The following is a 16,160-nucleotide window of genomic DNA, read 5'->3' as shown; positions in this document are numbered from 1 at the left end:
ACTATGAAACAGTTACAATACATAGCTGCGGTGGTTACATGTTTGCTTTTGTGTGCTTCATGTACCAAAAAATCATTGGATGGCGCAGGTGGAGTAACGGATAAAAACAGGGTGGCGGCTACTGCCACAGCAATAGCCAATCCTACCTGGTATGCAGATGCGAGATGTTTCCTGGATGGTCCTGCAGGAGCATTCGACGATCTGGCGGTGAAGGATCCTTCCATTGTTTACTCCGGTGGTAAATATCATCTCTTTTACACAGGTCGTGATAAAGGAACCGGAGGTCTCTGGCGGATGGGGTATGCAGCTGCTACTTCTATTGCCGGTCTTAAAACTGCCAGCCGTACTTATATGAGTGCATTGAATGCAGGTTCATATTTCTGCGCGCCCCAGGTATTCTGGTTTCCGGCTAAGGGCAAGTGGTTCCTGATTTACCAGAGTGGACAAGGAGCTTCTTTTTCAACATCCACAGATGTTGGCAATCCCGGTTCATGGACACCTGTAAGTAGCATGGGATTTACTGATGGCATTGATTTCTGGTGTATTTCTGATGGGACCTACATGTATTGTTTTTATTCTGCCCAGGATGGGTCACGCACTATAAAAAGACGCAGAACTACCGTGGCTAATTTCCCATATAACTGGGAAGCGCCGACTGTAGCAGCCACTAGTACATTTGAGGCAGTGCATGTTTATAAAAGCAAGGCAGATGCTAAGTATTATATGATCGTAGAAGACATCAACCGCTACCAGGAGCTATGGACAGCCAGTTCGTTGGGAGGTACCTGGACACAGGTCGCAGAGAAGTGGGCAGCGAGGGATAATCTCCGGTTCCTGTCAGAAGTATGGACAGACCAGGTCTCTCATGTAGAGGTGATTCGTTCCGGTACTGACGATAAATTGGAGATCGATAATATTGACAGATGTCAGTTATTGATACAGGGTGTGCCGAATGGAAGCTATGGCGACTATGGTAATATCCCATACGATCTTGGAGTGATCAGAAATTATCAATAAAATACAATAATATACAGGGTAAACAACGCAAAATAGCAGCATCCAAAGTAGCTACATTGAGCGTTGTTTATCCTGTATTATCGTCATCCATACAATTGTTGGAAATATCCACATATGAAGTATTTATTTTTATTGCCGGCTTTCCTTTGCCTATTTATATTGACTGATTATTCCCAGGAAATTGTTCAACAGGCACCAGCGTGTTTTGATTCCCTGCATGCAGGTATTGCTCACGGTACTATTGATACTGTTAGTTATTCCTCCAACACTGTTGGTGTAAAAAGAAAGGCCCTGGTATTACGCCCGCATAAGCGGCTAACTATTAGAAGTATTTGCCGAAAGGAACGTAGTTAGTAGGCGCCATAGCAAATGGTGAGGTTCCCATAAGCACCTGTTCCTGCTTGGGGACCCCGAGATGCCACTGGACTTGATGAATAAGCTTGTGAAAGGATGGAGGCAGGATACGGTGGCTCAATTACCTCTCCCATCAATTACCGAGTCTACTATTACAAGTAATATTCTACCCCAAAAAATACAGTAAATTGCTCCTCATAAGGGGAACCAATACAATTACTCCTATTTCTTTCATGCTGTACCTCTCTGCCTAACAGCCTGGAAAGTGTAGCAATTCTTCAAAAAAATAAAAACAAACACCCAAAAAATGAAAACTACAATCTCCCTGATTGTTTGTGGGGTGGCCTTTGTCCTGTACTGTTGTTCTTGTCAAAAGAATACAGACACCAAACCTACCTCAACGACCACGTCCTCCAAAAAAGTAATGGTAACCCTCCAGCCCGGAGGTGAATTTACCGTCGATCAGTCTGCCAGAAAGATAAACGGCAGTATTACCGCCAAAACAATTCGGGATAGCACTTACTATTCAGTCGAGATATGGAACGGTTCTACCAAATATGCATTAGGTATCTTTGACAACCTCGACTCTATCCATTTCATGCTCGACCCTGCCTATACCTACAAAATTAGGCTGGTAGTATTGCAAAAAGGCACCGGTCCCGGATTATATTATGATCTTTATCAATGGGGATCGTTGTATGGCAATACAGAGGATGACGGCAAACCCCTATTCAACTATCCTATTGGTGGCATCCTGCGAAACCATATGGATTACACTCCCAACATTCCTAACTACGCTTATGGATTTGGGGAAAATGGCACCGATTATCAGACCTATACCAGTGATAGTACCAACGGAATCGTGACCCAAAGCTTAGGAGAAGCCACTACCTACGCCGGAGATGTACAAGGTTACACCGTCGATACTGCCCACCCCAGCATCACCATTCCCATGCGCCGGCTGGTATTCGGTATTAAATACATCTGTCCCCAGCTTACGCAGGGACGACTGGTAGTCACTTTCGGCTGGCCCAATTATTTACCCGGGAAAGTATTGTATCCAAACACAATCGACAATAATCTGAGCATCTATTCTGCCGTTGGATTCTTAACAGCAGATACCTTAGTAATGGATGATGGCATCCATGATATCAGCGCAAGCATCAAATGGGAATTACCTGATGGCCGGACTTACAACATAGGTAGTAGCACGACTGCACTCCCTACGCCAGACCGGAATCACCTCCTCAACGTGAATATCACACTGCCCGTACTGGACAGTAGTGCTACTTCAGGCAATAGTACGCTAAGCCTGAAATATTCAACTACATCATGGTCAACAAATACTCCTATCAGCTTCTAAGCAAGTTTCATTATGAAAAATTACCTACTCATACTGGCAGCACTTTTTCTATCCTGTAAAAGAGATGCTACCACGCAGCCTGCTACTCCTCCCATTACTGCTGAAAAGGTGACTATACACTTGCAGCTTAGTGGCGACATTACTACCAGCATAGGCGACCTCCGCAAAGCATGGATCGCCGCCAGATCTGCCTATGACAGCACCATTTATGGTGTGAATATCAGAACAGGTCAGGGCACATTATACGCGCAGGGATTATTTGACAACACTGATAGCATCAGCATTGATCTGCTGAAAGACAGCTCCTACATCGTCAATGTAGCTGCTATCAAAAGAGGCAGCAGCCTGGGATTGTGGTGGCAGCTTTCTACAGATGGGTATAAGCAATATGCCTATCCTATACATCGTACCCTGCGCAATCGTATGTTCTATGCTGCAAATGAAACAATGGAAACAGGTTTCATTGACTCTCTGAACAATATGAGTATCGTAACCGATACCCTTACAAACACATTTGCTAAATACCCCTTGTCAGAAGCCGATACTTATTTCGGCAGCACTAACTACACCGCCCGCGATTCAAGCAATACGACGATTAGTCTACAGTTAAAAAGACTGGCCTTTGCCATCCGCTATGATATCCACAACCTGACCAGTGGATATTTACAAGCTACCTACGGCGGACAAATGATCCCCGATACCATACATACAAACGATACTCTCCCCATCCAGATATACACTGCTGATCTTTTCAGAACACAGGATTCTATCCCCGGTGCACAGCTACAGGTCACACTTACCTGGATCAATGGAAGTGGAAATGCGGTCGTATTAGGTACCAAACCAATCCGGCCAAAACGTAGCTCGCTGACAGCTATCTCCGTTTTTCTGACTACAGATTCGTTGAATGTAACGCCCAATTTTCAATTGACAGATACTACCTGGACAGGAACAACAGATTTTGATTTTTAAAAACGCAATAAGGGCTATCATCAGCAGTGAAATGAAGATAGCCCCTTTTTTACACCATTCCATTGTTGCAAAAAAACAATCAGGTAGTCAATTTATAAAACCATGTCTTCACTAGCAGCTCATCCAACTGTGTTGTATAGGAATTAAGTCTTGTTTTTCTGGCAGCAGTATTTACGGAGTGGGTTCAAAGCTGTTCGCAACTGTCAAAACCTACCCAGTGTCTGGGCAGGGAATGATTCAATAAATTGAATAAGTGCAACGCCTTCTATGCTTTATTGACCACCCGTGCCTGAATTTTAATAAAGGAGCCAACATTGTCACCATTCGTTGCCGGCATTGTGATTTCGTGGTAGGTTAGCCCTATTAATCAGTGAGCCAGGTTGTATCAATCAGATCCATTAAAACATCCTGAAAGAAATGATTAATAGGAGCTATAACACAAATTGTATAATCACATCGTCAACTGATCAAATCCAGTGATGTGGATGGGTATTATAATCCAACTAATCTGCCCACAAATGGAAAATAATCGAATAAAACAGTGAAACAAATCAGTATTGAATAAATCTATTTTACCAGCCAATAACAAATATGCCCGCCCTTGACAAGGCAGGCATTCACTTGCATACTGTTTTACGAAAAAGAGCCATTCAACCAGTCTTACACCATGGAATAAATGGCTCTTTTAATTAAAACCATATATCAAAAAAATGATCTTATTTTTTACTAAATAATTTATTTACCCTTACTCTCCAGCCTTCAATTATCATATATACACAGGGTACCAGTATCAGGGTAAACATCATGGAGCTCGTCAATCCACCGATGATCACCCAGGCCATTGAACCTTTCGTTTCCGAACCTGCGCCGGTAGACAGTGCCATGGGCAACATGCCGAATATCATGGCCAGGGTAGTCATTAGAATCGGGCGAAGTCGTTCTTTACCCGCTTCTATAAGTGCATTTTTTACAGGTAATCCTTCTCCTTTCTGTTGATTAGCAAAATCGACTATTAAAATAGCATTCTTCGCCACGAGACCTAGCAGTAGAATAATACCTAATAAAGAAAATATATTGATCGTTTTCAGCGTAAGGGCCAGGGCCAGGATAGCACCTATCAAAGCCACCGGCAATGAAAACAGGACTACGAAAGGATATACCACGCTTTCGTACAGGGCTACCATTATCATATACATCAGTAGTATCCCGATTCCGATAGCCAAAAAAAGATTTTTGAATGAATCTGTCTGGTTTTTATTCATTCCCTCTTCTGAGACTTCTACCCCGGCTGGCAATTTTACTTTTGCCAGCTTTGCCTTTATTTCCTCCATAATGCTACCTGCCGGCCTGCCTACCGTGGCTGCATCTATTTCCATTGAATTCATCCTGTCCTTTCTCTCCAGCACGCCCTGCATCTGAATCTCCTTTATCACTGCAATTTCATTGAGAGGAACGATGCCACCCCTGTCATTATATATATTCAGGTTCCGTACATTGGAGATATTACTTCTGTCAGCATTATCCATCTGCAGGTTAATATTATATTCCTGCCCACCTTCCCTGTATTTCGTATTGTCATTACCTTTGAATGAATATTGGATAGCAGTACCTACATTCTCCACAGATACACCCAGCTGTGACATCTTATCTCTGTCCAGCTGAATGGAAATTTGCGTTTTGGCTTCTTTGGTACTATACTGTACGTAGTCAGCTCCTGCTGTGCCGGCAACAATCTGCTTCACAATCGCTGCTGCCTTTGAAATGGAGTCCCTGTTATTCCCCTTCACCGCCATCTGCACACCATAAGATGCATTACCGGTGATGCCGGTTAGTTTAATGGTTGGTTTTACACCTGGAACTGTATTGATTTCTTCCCGTAGCAGTTTCCCGAAGTCTTCTGTTTTAATCTTCCGTTCTTTTTTGTCTACCAATGTGACCGTCACCTCTGCCAGGTTACTGTTATTGGAAGCATTTGAGCCAATGCTCGCACCGGACTGACTGCCCACATTTGAAAATACATCCTTCACTTCCGGATGTTTTAAGATCAGCTCCTCTACCTGTGATACCACCTGGTTGGTCTGTTTCAATGAACTTTGTGAAGCCAGGTCCAGCTGGATATTTAATTCTCCCCTGTCACTCTGCTCCATAAATTCAGCACCAACAAATCCCGCCGGTACCAATGCAATGGTACCTATAATGAGGAATGTGATAAAGATGATGATATATCTTTTATGCGTCAGTGACCAGTTCAATATTGTGACGTAGAACTCCCGCAACTGGTTGATTAATGACTCAAACCAGCCGTTAACTCTCCCCCACACCGTATCATTTGTAAAATGACTTAGTTTGCCCCACCTGGATGCCAGTAAGGGCGTTAATGTAAATGCAACAAATAAACTGAGCAGGGTGGAGAAAACAACTACCAGGGCATATTCTTTCACGATGTTTCCAATGATCCCACCTGCCAGTGCTAATGGAAGAAAAACAACCACGTCCACCAGTGTAATGGCAATGGCGGTAAACCCGATTTCTTTGCGGCCATCGATCGCAGCACTCCGTTTATCTTTCCCCATTTCAAGGTGCCGGTAAATGTTTTCCAGTACAACTATACTATCATCTACCAGGATCCCTACTACCAATGACAAACTCATAAGTGTCATCATGTTTAGGGAGAATTTGAATGCCCACATCAATATAAAGGTCGGTACCATGGCAGACGGGAGCGCTACCAGTACAAAACTTGAGCTGCGAAGGCTATGCAAAAAGAACAACATCACCAGTGCCACAATCACAATCGCCAGAAATATATCTTCAATTACCGCATCTGCCGATTCCAGTGTATATATCGACTGGTCAGAGGCGATATGGTACTGCAGGTGATTATCTGCATATGTTTGTTTTAATGTTTCCAGTTTTTGGGCTGCCAGCTGACAAACTTTCACCGTATTGGCATCAGATTGCTTTTTAATCTCTATACCGATCGCAGGCCTTCCATTCAGACGGTTCAGGGTGCTTTCTTCCTCATGCCCATCTGTAACCGAAGCCACATCACTCAGTAAGACCCTGCTTCCATCCTGGTTCTGCCTGACAATAACCTGCTTTAATTCTTCAGGACTTGATACTTTTGCATTCAGATCAATAGAATACCGTGTCTGGTTATCGGAAAGAGACCCCGCAGGATAAGTTGCACCACTGTAAACAACGGCCTGGTTGACCTCACTGATAGACAGGTTGTAGGCTTTCAGTTTATCATTATCCAGCATCACATTGATTTGCCGCTCTATGCCCCCCGTAATATCTACCTGTGCGACCCCGGGAATATTGGTCAACTGTGGCTTCAATTCATTATCAACAAAGTCATACAGCTTGGTATCAGACAGTGAAGAAGTCAGACTGATCTTCATAATAGCCTGATCATCTGTACTGAACCTGGACACAACCGGGTCATCCGCATTATCCGGAAGACTTGACTTTATCTGGTTTATTTTCCTTTCTGCATCCAGCTGCGCCTGTTTTACATCGGCATCATTTGTCAACTCTACAGAAACGCTTGACGCACCCTCCTGAGAAGAAGAACTCACCCTGTCAACACCCTCAATTGCGGCTACCGCATCTTCTATCGGTTTAGTCACACTGGTCTGCACCTCCTCTGCCGAAGCGCCGGAGTAGGAAGTGGTTATACTGATCATATTCGTCTCGAACTTCGGTAGCAGGTTATAATTCAGGCTACGATAGCTTAGGTATCCAAACAGTAGTAAACATGCAAATATTACCGTAATGAATAGTGGACGTTTTATTGAAAATTCTGTTAAACTCATACGGAACTATTTGCTTTTGTTGATCGCATGTACGTTATTTCCTGATACGATATTAATAAGGCCACTGGTGATTACAACCTGTCCTTCAGACAGTCCGCTCAGTACCTCAATCATATCATTGTTTTCCCGGCCAACCGTAATTTTTACAGCGACTGCTTTATTATTCACGATGGTATAGACATATGGATTTTTTACACCTTCAGCCAGTGCAATTTTGGGTATCTGCAATGCATTCACTATCTCATTTTCCATCAGGGTGGCTTTCACATATAAACCTGCTTTTAATAGATGACCGTTGGTATTGTCTACCACCAATTCTACTGTAAAATTATGGTTGTCATCCCCTTTGGGGCTGATGAAAGCAACCGTACCATGAAAGACCTTTCCCGGCAAAGATTCGGTTGTGATCACCGCCTTTTGACCGGCCTTTATTGCCATGATCCTGGATTCAGGTACATAAATCCGAGCCTTCAAAGTAGTTGTATTGACCACGGAAGCAATTGCTCCGCCCGTGCTTACATATTCACTTGCTAATACTTTCTTTTCTATAATAGTACCTGAAACGGGTGAGATAATATTGGCTTTACTGATAGTGGCACGTAGCTGATCGGCTTCCAGTTTTTTACTGTCCAGGTCATACCTGGCATCATTGACCGCATTTGCATTGGTAGCATTCCCCTGTAATAACACTTTGTTGCGTTCATAATCCCGTTCCAGCTTTGAAATGGATAATTCTGTCGAACTCAGTTTTATTTTGTTCTCCGTCATGTCGATGTGTCCAACCACTTGTCCCTTGTTGACATATGAACCAAGTTCTATATGCAGTACATCAATACGACCTGAGGTCTCGGCGGTAATGGTACCTTCATCCTTTGCAATGAGAGTAGCCGGTAATTGTAAGGTGTTGGATAAAGGTTGTTTCCTCACAGTATCTGTAAGTACATTGACCGCTATCTTTGACCTGTCTTCCGGTTTTTTATCCTCATCCAGTTTCTTTTTGTTCTTAGTCAGTGTTAGGAAAATAATACCGACTACAATAACTGCAACGACTATAGTTATTATTCTTTTTCCAGTCATATTATTCAAGATTGTTAACGTAATTCAATAAACTGCCGTTTGCCTTTTCCATGGCTACTTTGGCATTGAGGTAATCTATCAGGGAATTAATGTAATTACTCTGAGATTCTTTGTAGGAATATTCTGTGTCCAGGTACGATGAAAGATCTGTTTTCCCTTCCTTGAATTCCACGGTAGCTTCAGATAGGAGTTCTGACGCCAGTGAGAGATTTTCTTTATTTTTTATCAAGGTCGTATAGGAGCTATATAAGTTCGCATTCGCATCCTGGAAATCAAGCTTATATGTTCTGGCATTCAACGCGGCAGTCAGCTGCTGATTGGTCAGTGCGATTTTACTTTGCTGGTATTGACTTTGCTTTTTGAACCCACTGAAAATAGGCACACTTAGCTTCATGCCTATGACAGAATAGTCAAACCAGTCATTAAATGCATCTGAAGACTTCGTTCCATATGCATTTACTCCATACTTTGCATACAGGGAAAGCGTAGGAAGGAAGGCGGCCTTTTTCTGTTGTGCAGCAATCTCCTGCTTACGCAGTTGTTGTAAATCAATGTTATAATCAGTAAGCTGGGTTAATGGTAAATTGGTGAAGCCAGGTGATGGCGCTGATTCATCGAATTTGATCCGGGTGCTGATCGCTACTTCCGTTTCAAGATCAGCCCCTATTTCTTTTTTCAGCTGGTTTAAAGCCAGCCGGTAGTAATTTTCATTTGAGCTGATTTCGGTCTGAATATTATTCAGGTCCACGCGGGTTTTATCGTACGAGCTTTTCTTTACTACACCCTGTTCATACCTAAGTTTCAGAATTTGCTCGAGTTGGAGATATTCTTTTTCATTCTCTTTCAGTAACCGGACTTTCTCTGCGTAGGACAATACGTTGTAATATGCCTTCACGGTATTATATACAATTAGTTCCTGCTGTTTTTTTAAATTCAGATCGGCCAGGTCTTTGTCTGTTTTCGCGGATTTTATATTCAGCCAGTTAGCTTTATCAAAAAGGGTTTCATCGGCTTGCAGGTAAGCCCCCGTGCTATACTTACTACCCATCTGCAAATGAAGTTCTTTTTCCGAGAGTGCGCCGGCTGGGATGACGGACGTTTGCAGTTTAAGGTTATAATCAAATGACGCATTGCCACTGACCGTCGGTAATAGTACCGATTTACTTTCCCGGATGGCTTCTTTCGATGCTGTTACTTTGTTTGCATAGATGAGGGAATTTTCATGATGGCCGAGTGCAAACTGTATGCAATCTTTAAGCCTTAACGTATCTGCCTTTTCCTGTGCTGCACTGTTGGCCTGAAAAAGCAGCAACCATGAAACAAAGCCAAGCATCATTCTTTTCATATAATTTTAATTGATGCTCAAAATTAGGGTGGCAGGGGAATGGTTGCAAAATAATCGGGTGAACCCATGAATAATAATGGAGAATCAGCTATTCTTACTTTTAAGGATCTGGGCTATGTTCGTGCGATATGTATCCCCGATAGGAAGTGAGATATTTTTCAGTTGCACTATTTTACTATTATAGGATACGATATCACTGACAGGGATAATGAAAGAGCGGTGTATTCTAAGGAAAATCTGCTGGGGAAGTTTCATGGCGATCTCTTTCATGGACATTAAGGCGATGATAGGTTTGGATTCCTGGCGGGTAAATATCTTGACATAATCATTTAACCCTTCCACATACAGGATTTCCGATAGCAAAATATTTTTTAACTGGTATTTATGCCGGATGGTAAGAAATGACTGAACATCCGGCTGTGTGTTCTTCATTCTTAACAATACCCGGTTTACGGATTGTTGTAACCGCTCCGGGTCTATGGGCTTCAACAGGTAATCGACCGCGTCCAGCTCAAAACCTGCCACCGCATAATTGCTGTAGGCGGTAATAAATATAACCGGAGGTTTCCTGGTGAGCGATCTATAAAAATCAACGCCGTTGAGATCCGGCATTTCAATATCAAGAAAAATAAAATCTACCGGGTAGTCGGATAGATAGTTCTTCGCTTTTTCCTTGCTGGTAAAAGTCTTAAACAATGTCACCTCTGGAATGAGCTGTATGTACTCTTTCAACACATCTAACGCCAGTGGTTCATCGTCAATTGCAATACAACTTAACATAAAAGGTCAATTTTTAACTCCACATAATATTTCCCTTTTCTGGCAAGATGTGAGAGCGAATACTTGCCGGGATAGGTCATATCCAATCGTTTGATAGAATTGCTGATGCCAATACCCGAGTAAAAAGAAGGCATATTATTCTCATTTATATCATTGATACTGGAAAAGAAAACATAATTGTCAATGTAATGGATATCTATAATTATGCTGCTTTCCACTTCTGAAGAAATCCCGTATTTAAAAGCATTTTCTATAAAAGGTATGAACACCAGCGGAAGTATATTTACCTGTGACATATCACCTTTTACAGTGAGAGATACATGATTGTTTTCACTGAGTCTCATTTTCTGCATTTCAACATAATTCGTTACATAGTTGACCTCTTTTTCGAGTTCTACCAGCGTATTGTCGGAATCATATAGTACATACCGCATGAGGTTAGATAATAATAACACCGCCTTAGGAGCCATTGGCGACTTTTTAATGATCATTGCATAAATTCCATTCAGGGTATTAAAAAAGAAATGCGGATTCAATTGCTTTTTTAAATATACAAGCTCTGTTGCTTTTATTGTATTCTCCAGCTCTTTTTTTCCCTCCCGCATTCTTTTCCAGTCTTCAGAGAATCGCATGGCAAATGCCAGCACTAACCCCATGGCAGACATAAGGATAGTGCCTATGATGAAATTTGTTGGGCGGATATCAGGGTTATGCCCGTAAAGGTAGTCAAGAACGACATTTACTAAATTGGGTGTTGCTAAACAGGCTAATGCAATGGGAATATTGTAAATTATGTATTTATAATAATTTCCGGAAAGTATGAACCTTGGTATTAGCAGGCTGTAATTGATATAAAATACAAATACTGCAAATAAATTGTTGACGATGATTGTCACCCGCCATTCATCCGGTTTAATTTTCATGGGGAAGTCGGGAATAATGAATAAGGGAGCATAAAAAAATGCTGCTAAAAATAACACATGAACTATTATTGTGATCAATCTTGCTCTCATCGGGGGAAAAGTAAAATTTTCAATCATCCAATGTAAAATTAATCGATTAATCCACCAATTTACCGGTAAATATGCTACCGCTGATAAACTCGTTTATTTCCTGCCTGCAATGCTTTTTATTCTCCCTGACAATCGGTTGGTTTACCCATTTTTTTGTTGAAGAGTTAGTTTCACTAATAGATTTGTAAGATACGATCTACAATTTATGAAGTACTTCCTACAAATCATTTTTTATTGTCTTTTAGTTTCCTTTGCTTATGGCCAGTTACCTGCAACACAAAAAATTCTTATCATTAAAAATCTTCAATCAAAGGTTTGTGATACTATAAAAACAGGGAGCTTCATAAAATTATGGTTCTGGTCAGATAAAAAGATAAAGATGGAACAACCCCTCACCAGGACTGATTTTAACAGGCATACCTATTACGTTGAATCAGTACTGATCGGTGTAACTGACTCATGCCTTGTATTTGTTAAACGGCCGCCATTTATCCCTATTCCTATTCCTGTTAAACTAGGGGCGCCAAGTTTTGACAGTGTTAAATTTACAAATATCAGGGCCATAAAACCCCTGAATAGAAATGTAGATGCCGCTGCGAAGGGAGCAGCCATGATGCCGGTGATGTCCTTTTTACCGGAATATTTTTCTTCTTCCCCCGGTATCTGGATCATGATGCCATCTATGCAACTGGCTACTACTTACTTTGGCGATGCCATTTTCCCTTATCACCATGTAAACAAAGAAAAGAGTAAATATAGCCTGCTTACGGGGGAAATTCCGGCTGATACGATGTATTATGTTCAGAAAAGGAAAATGAACGGTGATAATGACTACGAATGGGAAGTTGAAAGACTGGCACGGTATGAAAAAATGTATAATCATCTACGAAAGGAGATGACTGACCAACTGCTGGATTCCTATTTAAGCAACAAGGTCATCAGTATTACATTTGGTAATACCTATATTCCGCGTAGTTATCAAACGCCTGAGGATGTGAAAACGAGGATAAACATCGCAGAAAAGAAATTTTACTTTGGTATAGCCTCTGAGAGTTTTATCTCAGATAGACATCGGATAGGAACGGAGATCCAGATGAATAGAACAGAACGGTATATGGCCCTGATTGGCAGTAATGGTTCCTCGATCAGTGCAAGCACCGGGTTTATTTTATCAAATTATTCCTATTTTAAATGGGGGCTGGGCGGAATTTATAGCAAGAGATATAAAGCGAATCAGTGGATGAAGATCAGAGCACTGGATGAGGAAATTGCGAAAGAGAATGATGAAATCGAACTTGGTTATCTGAATAGCCGGAGAAGTTTCCTGAGAGGCTTGTTAGCCGCAGAACCAAGACCTTATTTGATGTTGGGAGTGGGGGCCGTAAATACTACCCTGATTAAAATAAAAGGAACCATGGCTGATATTGACGCAAAGGATTATTCGCAGAAACGTTTTTCTATGGAAGCAGGGGTAGGTATGTTTACCAGGGCAGGCAAAAGATTCGCCTATGATTTGTCTGTTAAATACTTATGGACACCTAAATATGATCCTTATATCGGGGGGCTGGAGCGGTATAATGGATTTAGGGTACAGCTGAATATCGGGTATATGATGGGACCGGCATTTGCCCGGTATAAAAGAATGTTGAAACAGGTTGGAACGAACCGGGAGCATTAACTGCATAGAGGAACGGTATTGTCAATCTTTAGGCCATAGTTAGGGTATTGGTCCCGAACTTTCGTGAGATGTATGCGTTTGAAGAATTATAGCACCTCATAGAATCGATCTTTACCTGGCATTACGAATCATCTCCCTTGATGAGTCTAGTCATTTCATTTCCCCCCGGAATTTACTAACTTACCTAAGTCCTCCATCCAATACCAATAAATCAGCCGGCATGAAAAACGTCAAATTAGAACCAGGTTTTTCAGGTTTGAGAAACATGGACGTACCTGCACTTGTCAGGCAATATGGTAAAAACCAGTTCATAGCAGCCCGTGAACATGGGTTTATCAGAATGGTCTGGGAAATCGTGAAAGAACCTATGTTTCTTATGCTTCTACTTGCCTGCCTGCTATATTTCATACTGGGAGAGGTAAAAGAAGGACTACTTATGCTGGCTGCGATGGTTTTTGTCGGAGCTATTTCCATCTTTCAGGGGGTCAAAAGCTCCAAAGCCCTGGCGGCGCTCAAACAATTCACACAGCCAAAGGTTACCGTAATCAGAGATGAGAAAGAACAGACCATATTCTCGGAGGACCTCGTACCTGGCGACATATTGTTGCTGGAAGAAGGTAACAGCATCCCAGCCGATTGTACAATTGTACACGCCAATGATTTGAGTATCAATGAATCAATTATTACTGGAGAATCTCAGCCGGTAGATAAAAGTGCAGCTGAGGGGCACAACCTGCTTTTCCAGGGCACCACCATCAATTCGGGAAGTTGTTACGCAATCGTCACTGCCATTGGCAATAGCACTGTTCTGGGAAAGTTAGGGAAATCCATCACAGCTATTTCAACCTCGGGAACGCTGTTACAAAATCAGATCGCGCAATTCGTGAAAATTATGGCGGCCATTGGTTTTATCACCTTTGCTTTAATCTGGTTAGTTAATTATCTTCATTCCGGAAGTATTATTCAAAGCCTTCTGTTAGGTCTTACCATTGCGATGGCCGTTATACCAGAAGAAATTCCTGTAGCATTTTCTTCATTTATGGCACTCGGGGCATTCCATATGTCAAAACTAGGCATTATAACAAGACAACCGTTAACTATAGAAAATCTTGGGGCTGTAAGTGTCATTTGCCTCGATAAAACGGGTACCATCACCGAAAATAGGATGGAAGTCAACAGTATCTATGATTTTGAAAAAGACATTACAGAAATTATAACGCCGGAAAGTGCTATTAAGAGCGATAAAGTGCTTCGATACGCGAGGTTGGCCAGTGAACAAGCGGCTTTTGATGCCATGGAAAAAGCTATCATCGCCGCTTATGAACGAGTTCCCCGGGAACAGGCCGAAAAGGAAGAAATGATCCGGGAATACCCGTTAAGCGGCGTGCCACCCATGATGACCCATGTTTACAGGATGAACGGCCACCTCATTGTTGCAGGAAAGGGAGCACCCGAGCGAATCCTGGCGGTCTGTAAAATGTCCCCGGCAGCTACCGGAAAAGTAAATGCTGTTATCAGCAGTATGGCAGCCAAAGGACTTCGGTTACTGGGCATTTGTTCCGCCACCTTCACCGGAAAGGATTTCCCGGAACTGCAGCAGAACTTTAACTGGCAGTTCGAGGGCCTTCTCGCTTTGTATGATCCTCCTAAACAGGGAATAAAAAAGGAATTTGACCAATGGTATGCCGCAGGCATAAAAGTAAAGCTCATAACAGGCGATAATAAAGAGACTGCTATGCATATTGCTAAGCAGGTCGGCATGCAATTGAATGGTGCCGCTATCACGGGCGAACAATTAATGACCATGACGTCAGCCGAAATTGGCAAAATAGCGGGGGAAGTAGTTGTTTTTGCCAGGATGTTTCCAGAGGCCAAGCTGAAGATCATTGAAGCATTGAAAGAAAACGGCGAGACCGTTGCCATGATGGGAGACGGTGTGAACGATGGCCCGGCCCTGAAATCAGCCAATATAGGAATAGCGATGGGGGGCAGAGGCACGGAGATCGCGAGAGAAGCTTCAGACCTTATTCTCACGGATGACCGCCTGGAAAAAGTAACTGAAGCTATAAAACAGGGAAGAAAGATCTACTATAATCTGAAAAAAGCTGTTCGCTACATCATTTCCATTCATATACCGATTATACTTACGGCATCCCTTCCTTTATTACTGGGTTGGAGGTTCCCTAATATCTTCACCCCCATTCATGTGATATTTCTTGAACTGATCATGGGCCCAACCTGCTCCATCTTTTTTGAAAAGGAGCCGGTAGAAAGCTCCATTATGATCCAGCCACCCCGCAAGGAATCTCAAAGTATATTCACCGCGAAGGAACTGCTGATCAGCCTTATTCAGGGTTTCGTCATCGCATTCGGAATCCTTTCCCTGTACTATGGTTTTATGCAAAGCGGTTATACAATCGAATACGTGCGCACAGTTATATTCCTTACGCTTGTAATCAGTAATGTATTTCTCACTTTCGTCAACCGCTCTTTCCAGGAGAATATTTTTACAACCTTTCGGTTCAAAAATAATTTGGTCCCTTTTGTCTTGTCTGCCTCGCTGATTTTTCTGGCAGGAATAGCTTTTATTCCGTTTATACAGCGTGCGTTTCAATTAACCCGGATAAGCGCGCGGGATTTTATACTTTGCACGGGGGTAAGCCTGATTATAACAGGATGGTTTGAAGTTTATAAAACGCTTGTAAAAAAGAAATAAAGTTTGTTTCACCTTACCAGTCAAACT

The 16,160-nt window shown here is 42.2% G+C and carries 11 protein-coding genes; 6 read left to right on the top strand and 5 right to left on the bottom strand.

Annotation, left to right across the window (positions count from 1 at the left end; all coding sequences use genetic code 11):
- Window positions 1-3: 3 nt before the first annotated feature.
- The 4 genes from QQL36_RS27960 to QQL36_RS27945 all read left to right on the top strand — a co-directional run bounded on the left by QQL36_RS27960 (window position 4) and on the right by QQL36_RS27945 (window position 3,706).
- The gene (locus tag QQL36_RS27960; protein WP_321567519.1) at window positions 4-1,017 is read left to right on the top strand and encodes a non-reducing end alpha-L-arabinofuranosidase family hydrolase; all 1,014 of its coding nucleotides are present in this window, start codon (window positions 4-6) and stop codon (window positions 1,015-1,017) included.
- A gap of 114 nt (window positions 1,018-1,131) precedes the next feature.
- On the top strand, window positions 1,132-1,371 hold the full coding sequence (locus QQL36_RS27955) for a hypothetical protein (protein ID WP_321567518.1): 240 nt from the start codon (window positions 1,132-1,134) through the stop codon (window positions 1,369-1,371).
- A gap of 307 nt (window positions 1,372-1,678) precedes the next feature.
- The gene (locus QQL36_RS27950) at window positions 1,679-2,734 is read left to right on the top strand and encodes a hypothetical protein (RefSeq protein WP_321567517.1); all 1,056 of its coding nucleotides are present in this window, start codon (window positions 1,679-1,681) and stop codon (window positions 2,732-2,734) included.
- 12 nt (window positions 2,735-2,746) lie between these two features.
- Window positions 2,747-3,706: a hypothetical protein gene (locus tag QQL36_RS27945; RefSeq protein ID WP_083729709.1), complete on the top strand. Its 960-nt coding sequence runs from the start codon at window positions 2,747-2,749 to the stop codon at window positions 3,704-3,706.
- A gap of 716 nt (window positions 3,707-4,422) precedes the next feature.
- Here the strand turns inward: QQL36_RS27945 and QQL36_RS27940 are convergent.
- The 5 genes from QQL36_RS27940 to QQL36_RS27920 all read right to left on the bottom strand — a co-directional run bounded on the left by QQL36_RS27940 (window position 4,423) and on the right by QQL36_RS27920 (window position 11,649).
- A complete protein-coding gene (locus QQL36_RS27940) occupies window positions 4,423-7,524 on the bottom strand; it encodes an efflux RND transporter permease subunit (RefSeq protein ID WP_321567516.1) in 3,102 nt (1,033 codons plus the stop codon).
- 6 nt (window positions 7,525-7,530) lie between these two features.
- On the bottom strand, window positions 7,531-8,601 hold the full coding sequence (locus tag QQL36_RS27935; RefSeq protein ID WP_321567515.1) for an efflux RND transporter periplasmic adaptor subunit: 1,071 nt from the start codon (window positions 8,599-8,601) through the stop codon (window positions 7,531-7,533).
- Between the two features lies 1 nt (window position 8,602).
- Complete coding sequence (locus QQL36_RS27930; protein ID WP_321567514.1) at window positions 8,603-9,946, bottom strand: TolC family protein; 1,344 nt, start codon at window positions 9,944-9,946, stop codon at window positions 8,603-8,605.
- Between the two features lie 84 nt (window positions 9,947-10,030).
- Entirely contained in the window at window positions 10,031-10,726 is a 696-nt protein-coding gene (locus tag QQL36_RS27925; RefSeq protein WP_083729713.1) for a LytR/AlgR family response regulator transcription factor, read from the bottom strand.
- Window positions 10,720-11,649, bottom strand: a complete 930-nt coding sequence (locus QQL36_RS27920; RefSeq protein ID WP_321567513.1) for a histidine kinase — start codon at window positions 11,647-11,649, stop codon at window positions 10,720-10,722. The genes QQL36_RS27925 and QQL36_RS27920 overlap by 7 nt, the downstream gene beginning before the upstream one ends.
- A 469-nt stretch (window positions 11,650-12,118) precedes the next feature.
- Between QQL36_RS27920 and QQL36_RS27915 the strand changes: the two genes are divergently transcribed.
- Together QQL36_RS27915 and QQL36_RS27910 are read left to right on the top strand one after the other, a co-directional pair.
- Window positions 12,119-13,417 carry a hypothetical protein gene (locus tag QQL36_RS27915; protein WP_143709112.1) on the top strand — a complete coding sequence of 433 codons (1,299 nt, stop codon included), beginning with the start codon at window positions 12,119-12,121 and terminating at the stop codon, window positions 13,415-13,417.
- Window positions 13,418-13,637: 220 nt separating this feature from the next.
- Complete coding sequence (locus QQL36_RS27910; protein ID WP_321567512.1) at window positions 13,638-16,133, top strand: cation-translocating P-type ATPase; 2,496 nt, start codon at window positions 13,638-13,640, stop codon at window positions 16,131-16,133.
- Window positions 16,134-16,160 lie beyond the last annotated feature (27 nt).

It is taken from the genome of Chitinophaga sp. LS1, assembly GCF_034274695.1.
Taxonomy (GTDB): domain Bacteria; phylum Bacteroidota; class Bacteroidia; order Chitinophagales; family Chitinophagaceae; genus Chitinophaga.
This window is presented reverse-complemented; position numbering and strand designations above follow the sequence as displayed.

Excerpts from the sequence above, each read along its gene's own strand:
- QQL36_RS27960 (WP_321567519.1), top strand. The coding sequence starts at position 4 with ATGAAACAGTTACAATACATAGCTGCGGTGGTTACATGTTTGCTTTTG.
- QQL36_RS27955 (WP_321567518.1), top strand. The coding sequence starts at position 1,132 with ATGAAGTATTTATTTTTATTGCCGGCTTTCCTTTGCCTATTTATATTG.
- QQL36_RS27950 (WP_321567517.1), top strand. The coding sequence starts at position 1,679 with ATGAAAACTACAATCTCCCTGATTGTTTGTGGGGTGGCCTTTGTCCTG.
- QQL36_RS27945 (WP_083729709.1), top strand. The coding sequence starts at position 2,747 with ATGAAAAATTACCTACTCATACTGGCAGCACTTTTTCTATCCTGTAAA.
- QQL36_RS27940 (WP_321567516.1), bottom strand. The coding sequence starts at position 7,524 with ATGAGTTTAACAGAATTTTCAATAAAACGTCCACTATTCATTACGGTA.
- QQL36_RS27935 (WP_321567515.1), bottom strand. The coding sequence starts at position 8,601 with ATGACTGGAAAAAGAATAATAACTATAGTCGTTGCAGTTATTGTAGTC.
- QQL36_RS27930 (WP_321567514.1), bottom strand. The coding sequence starts at position 9,946 with ATGAAAAGAATGATGCTTGGCTTTGTTTCATGGTTGCTGCTTTTTCAG.
- QQL36_RS27925 (WP_083729713.1), bottom strand. The coding sequence starts at position 10,726 with ATGTTAAGTTGTATTGCAATTGACGATGAACCACTGGCGTTAGATGTG.
- QQL36_RS27920 (WP_321567513.1), bottom strand. The coding sequence starts at position 11,649 with ATGAAAATTAAACCGGATGAATGGCGGGTGACAATCATCGTCAACAAT.
- QQL36_RS27915 (WP_143709112.1), top strand. The coding sequence starts at position 12,119 with ATGGAACAACCCCTCACCAGGACTGATTTTAACAGGCATACCTATTAC.
- QQL36_RS27910 (WP_321567512.1), top strand. The coding sequence starts at position 13,638 with ATGAAAAACGTCAAATTAGAACCAGGTTTTTCAGGTTTGAGAAACATG.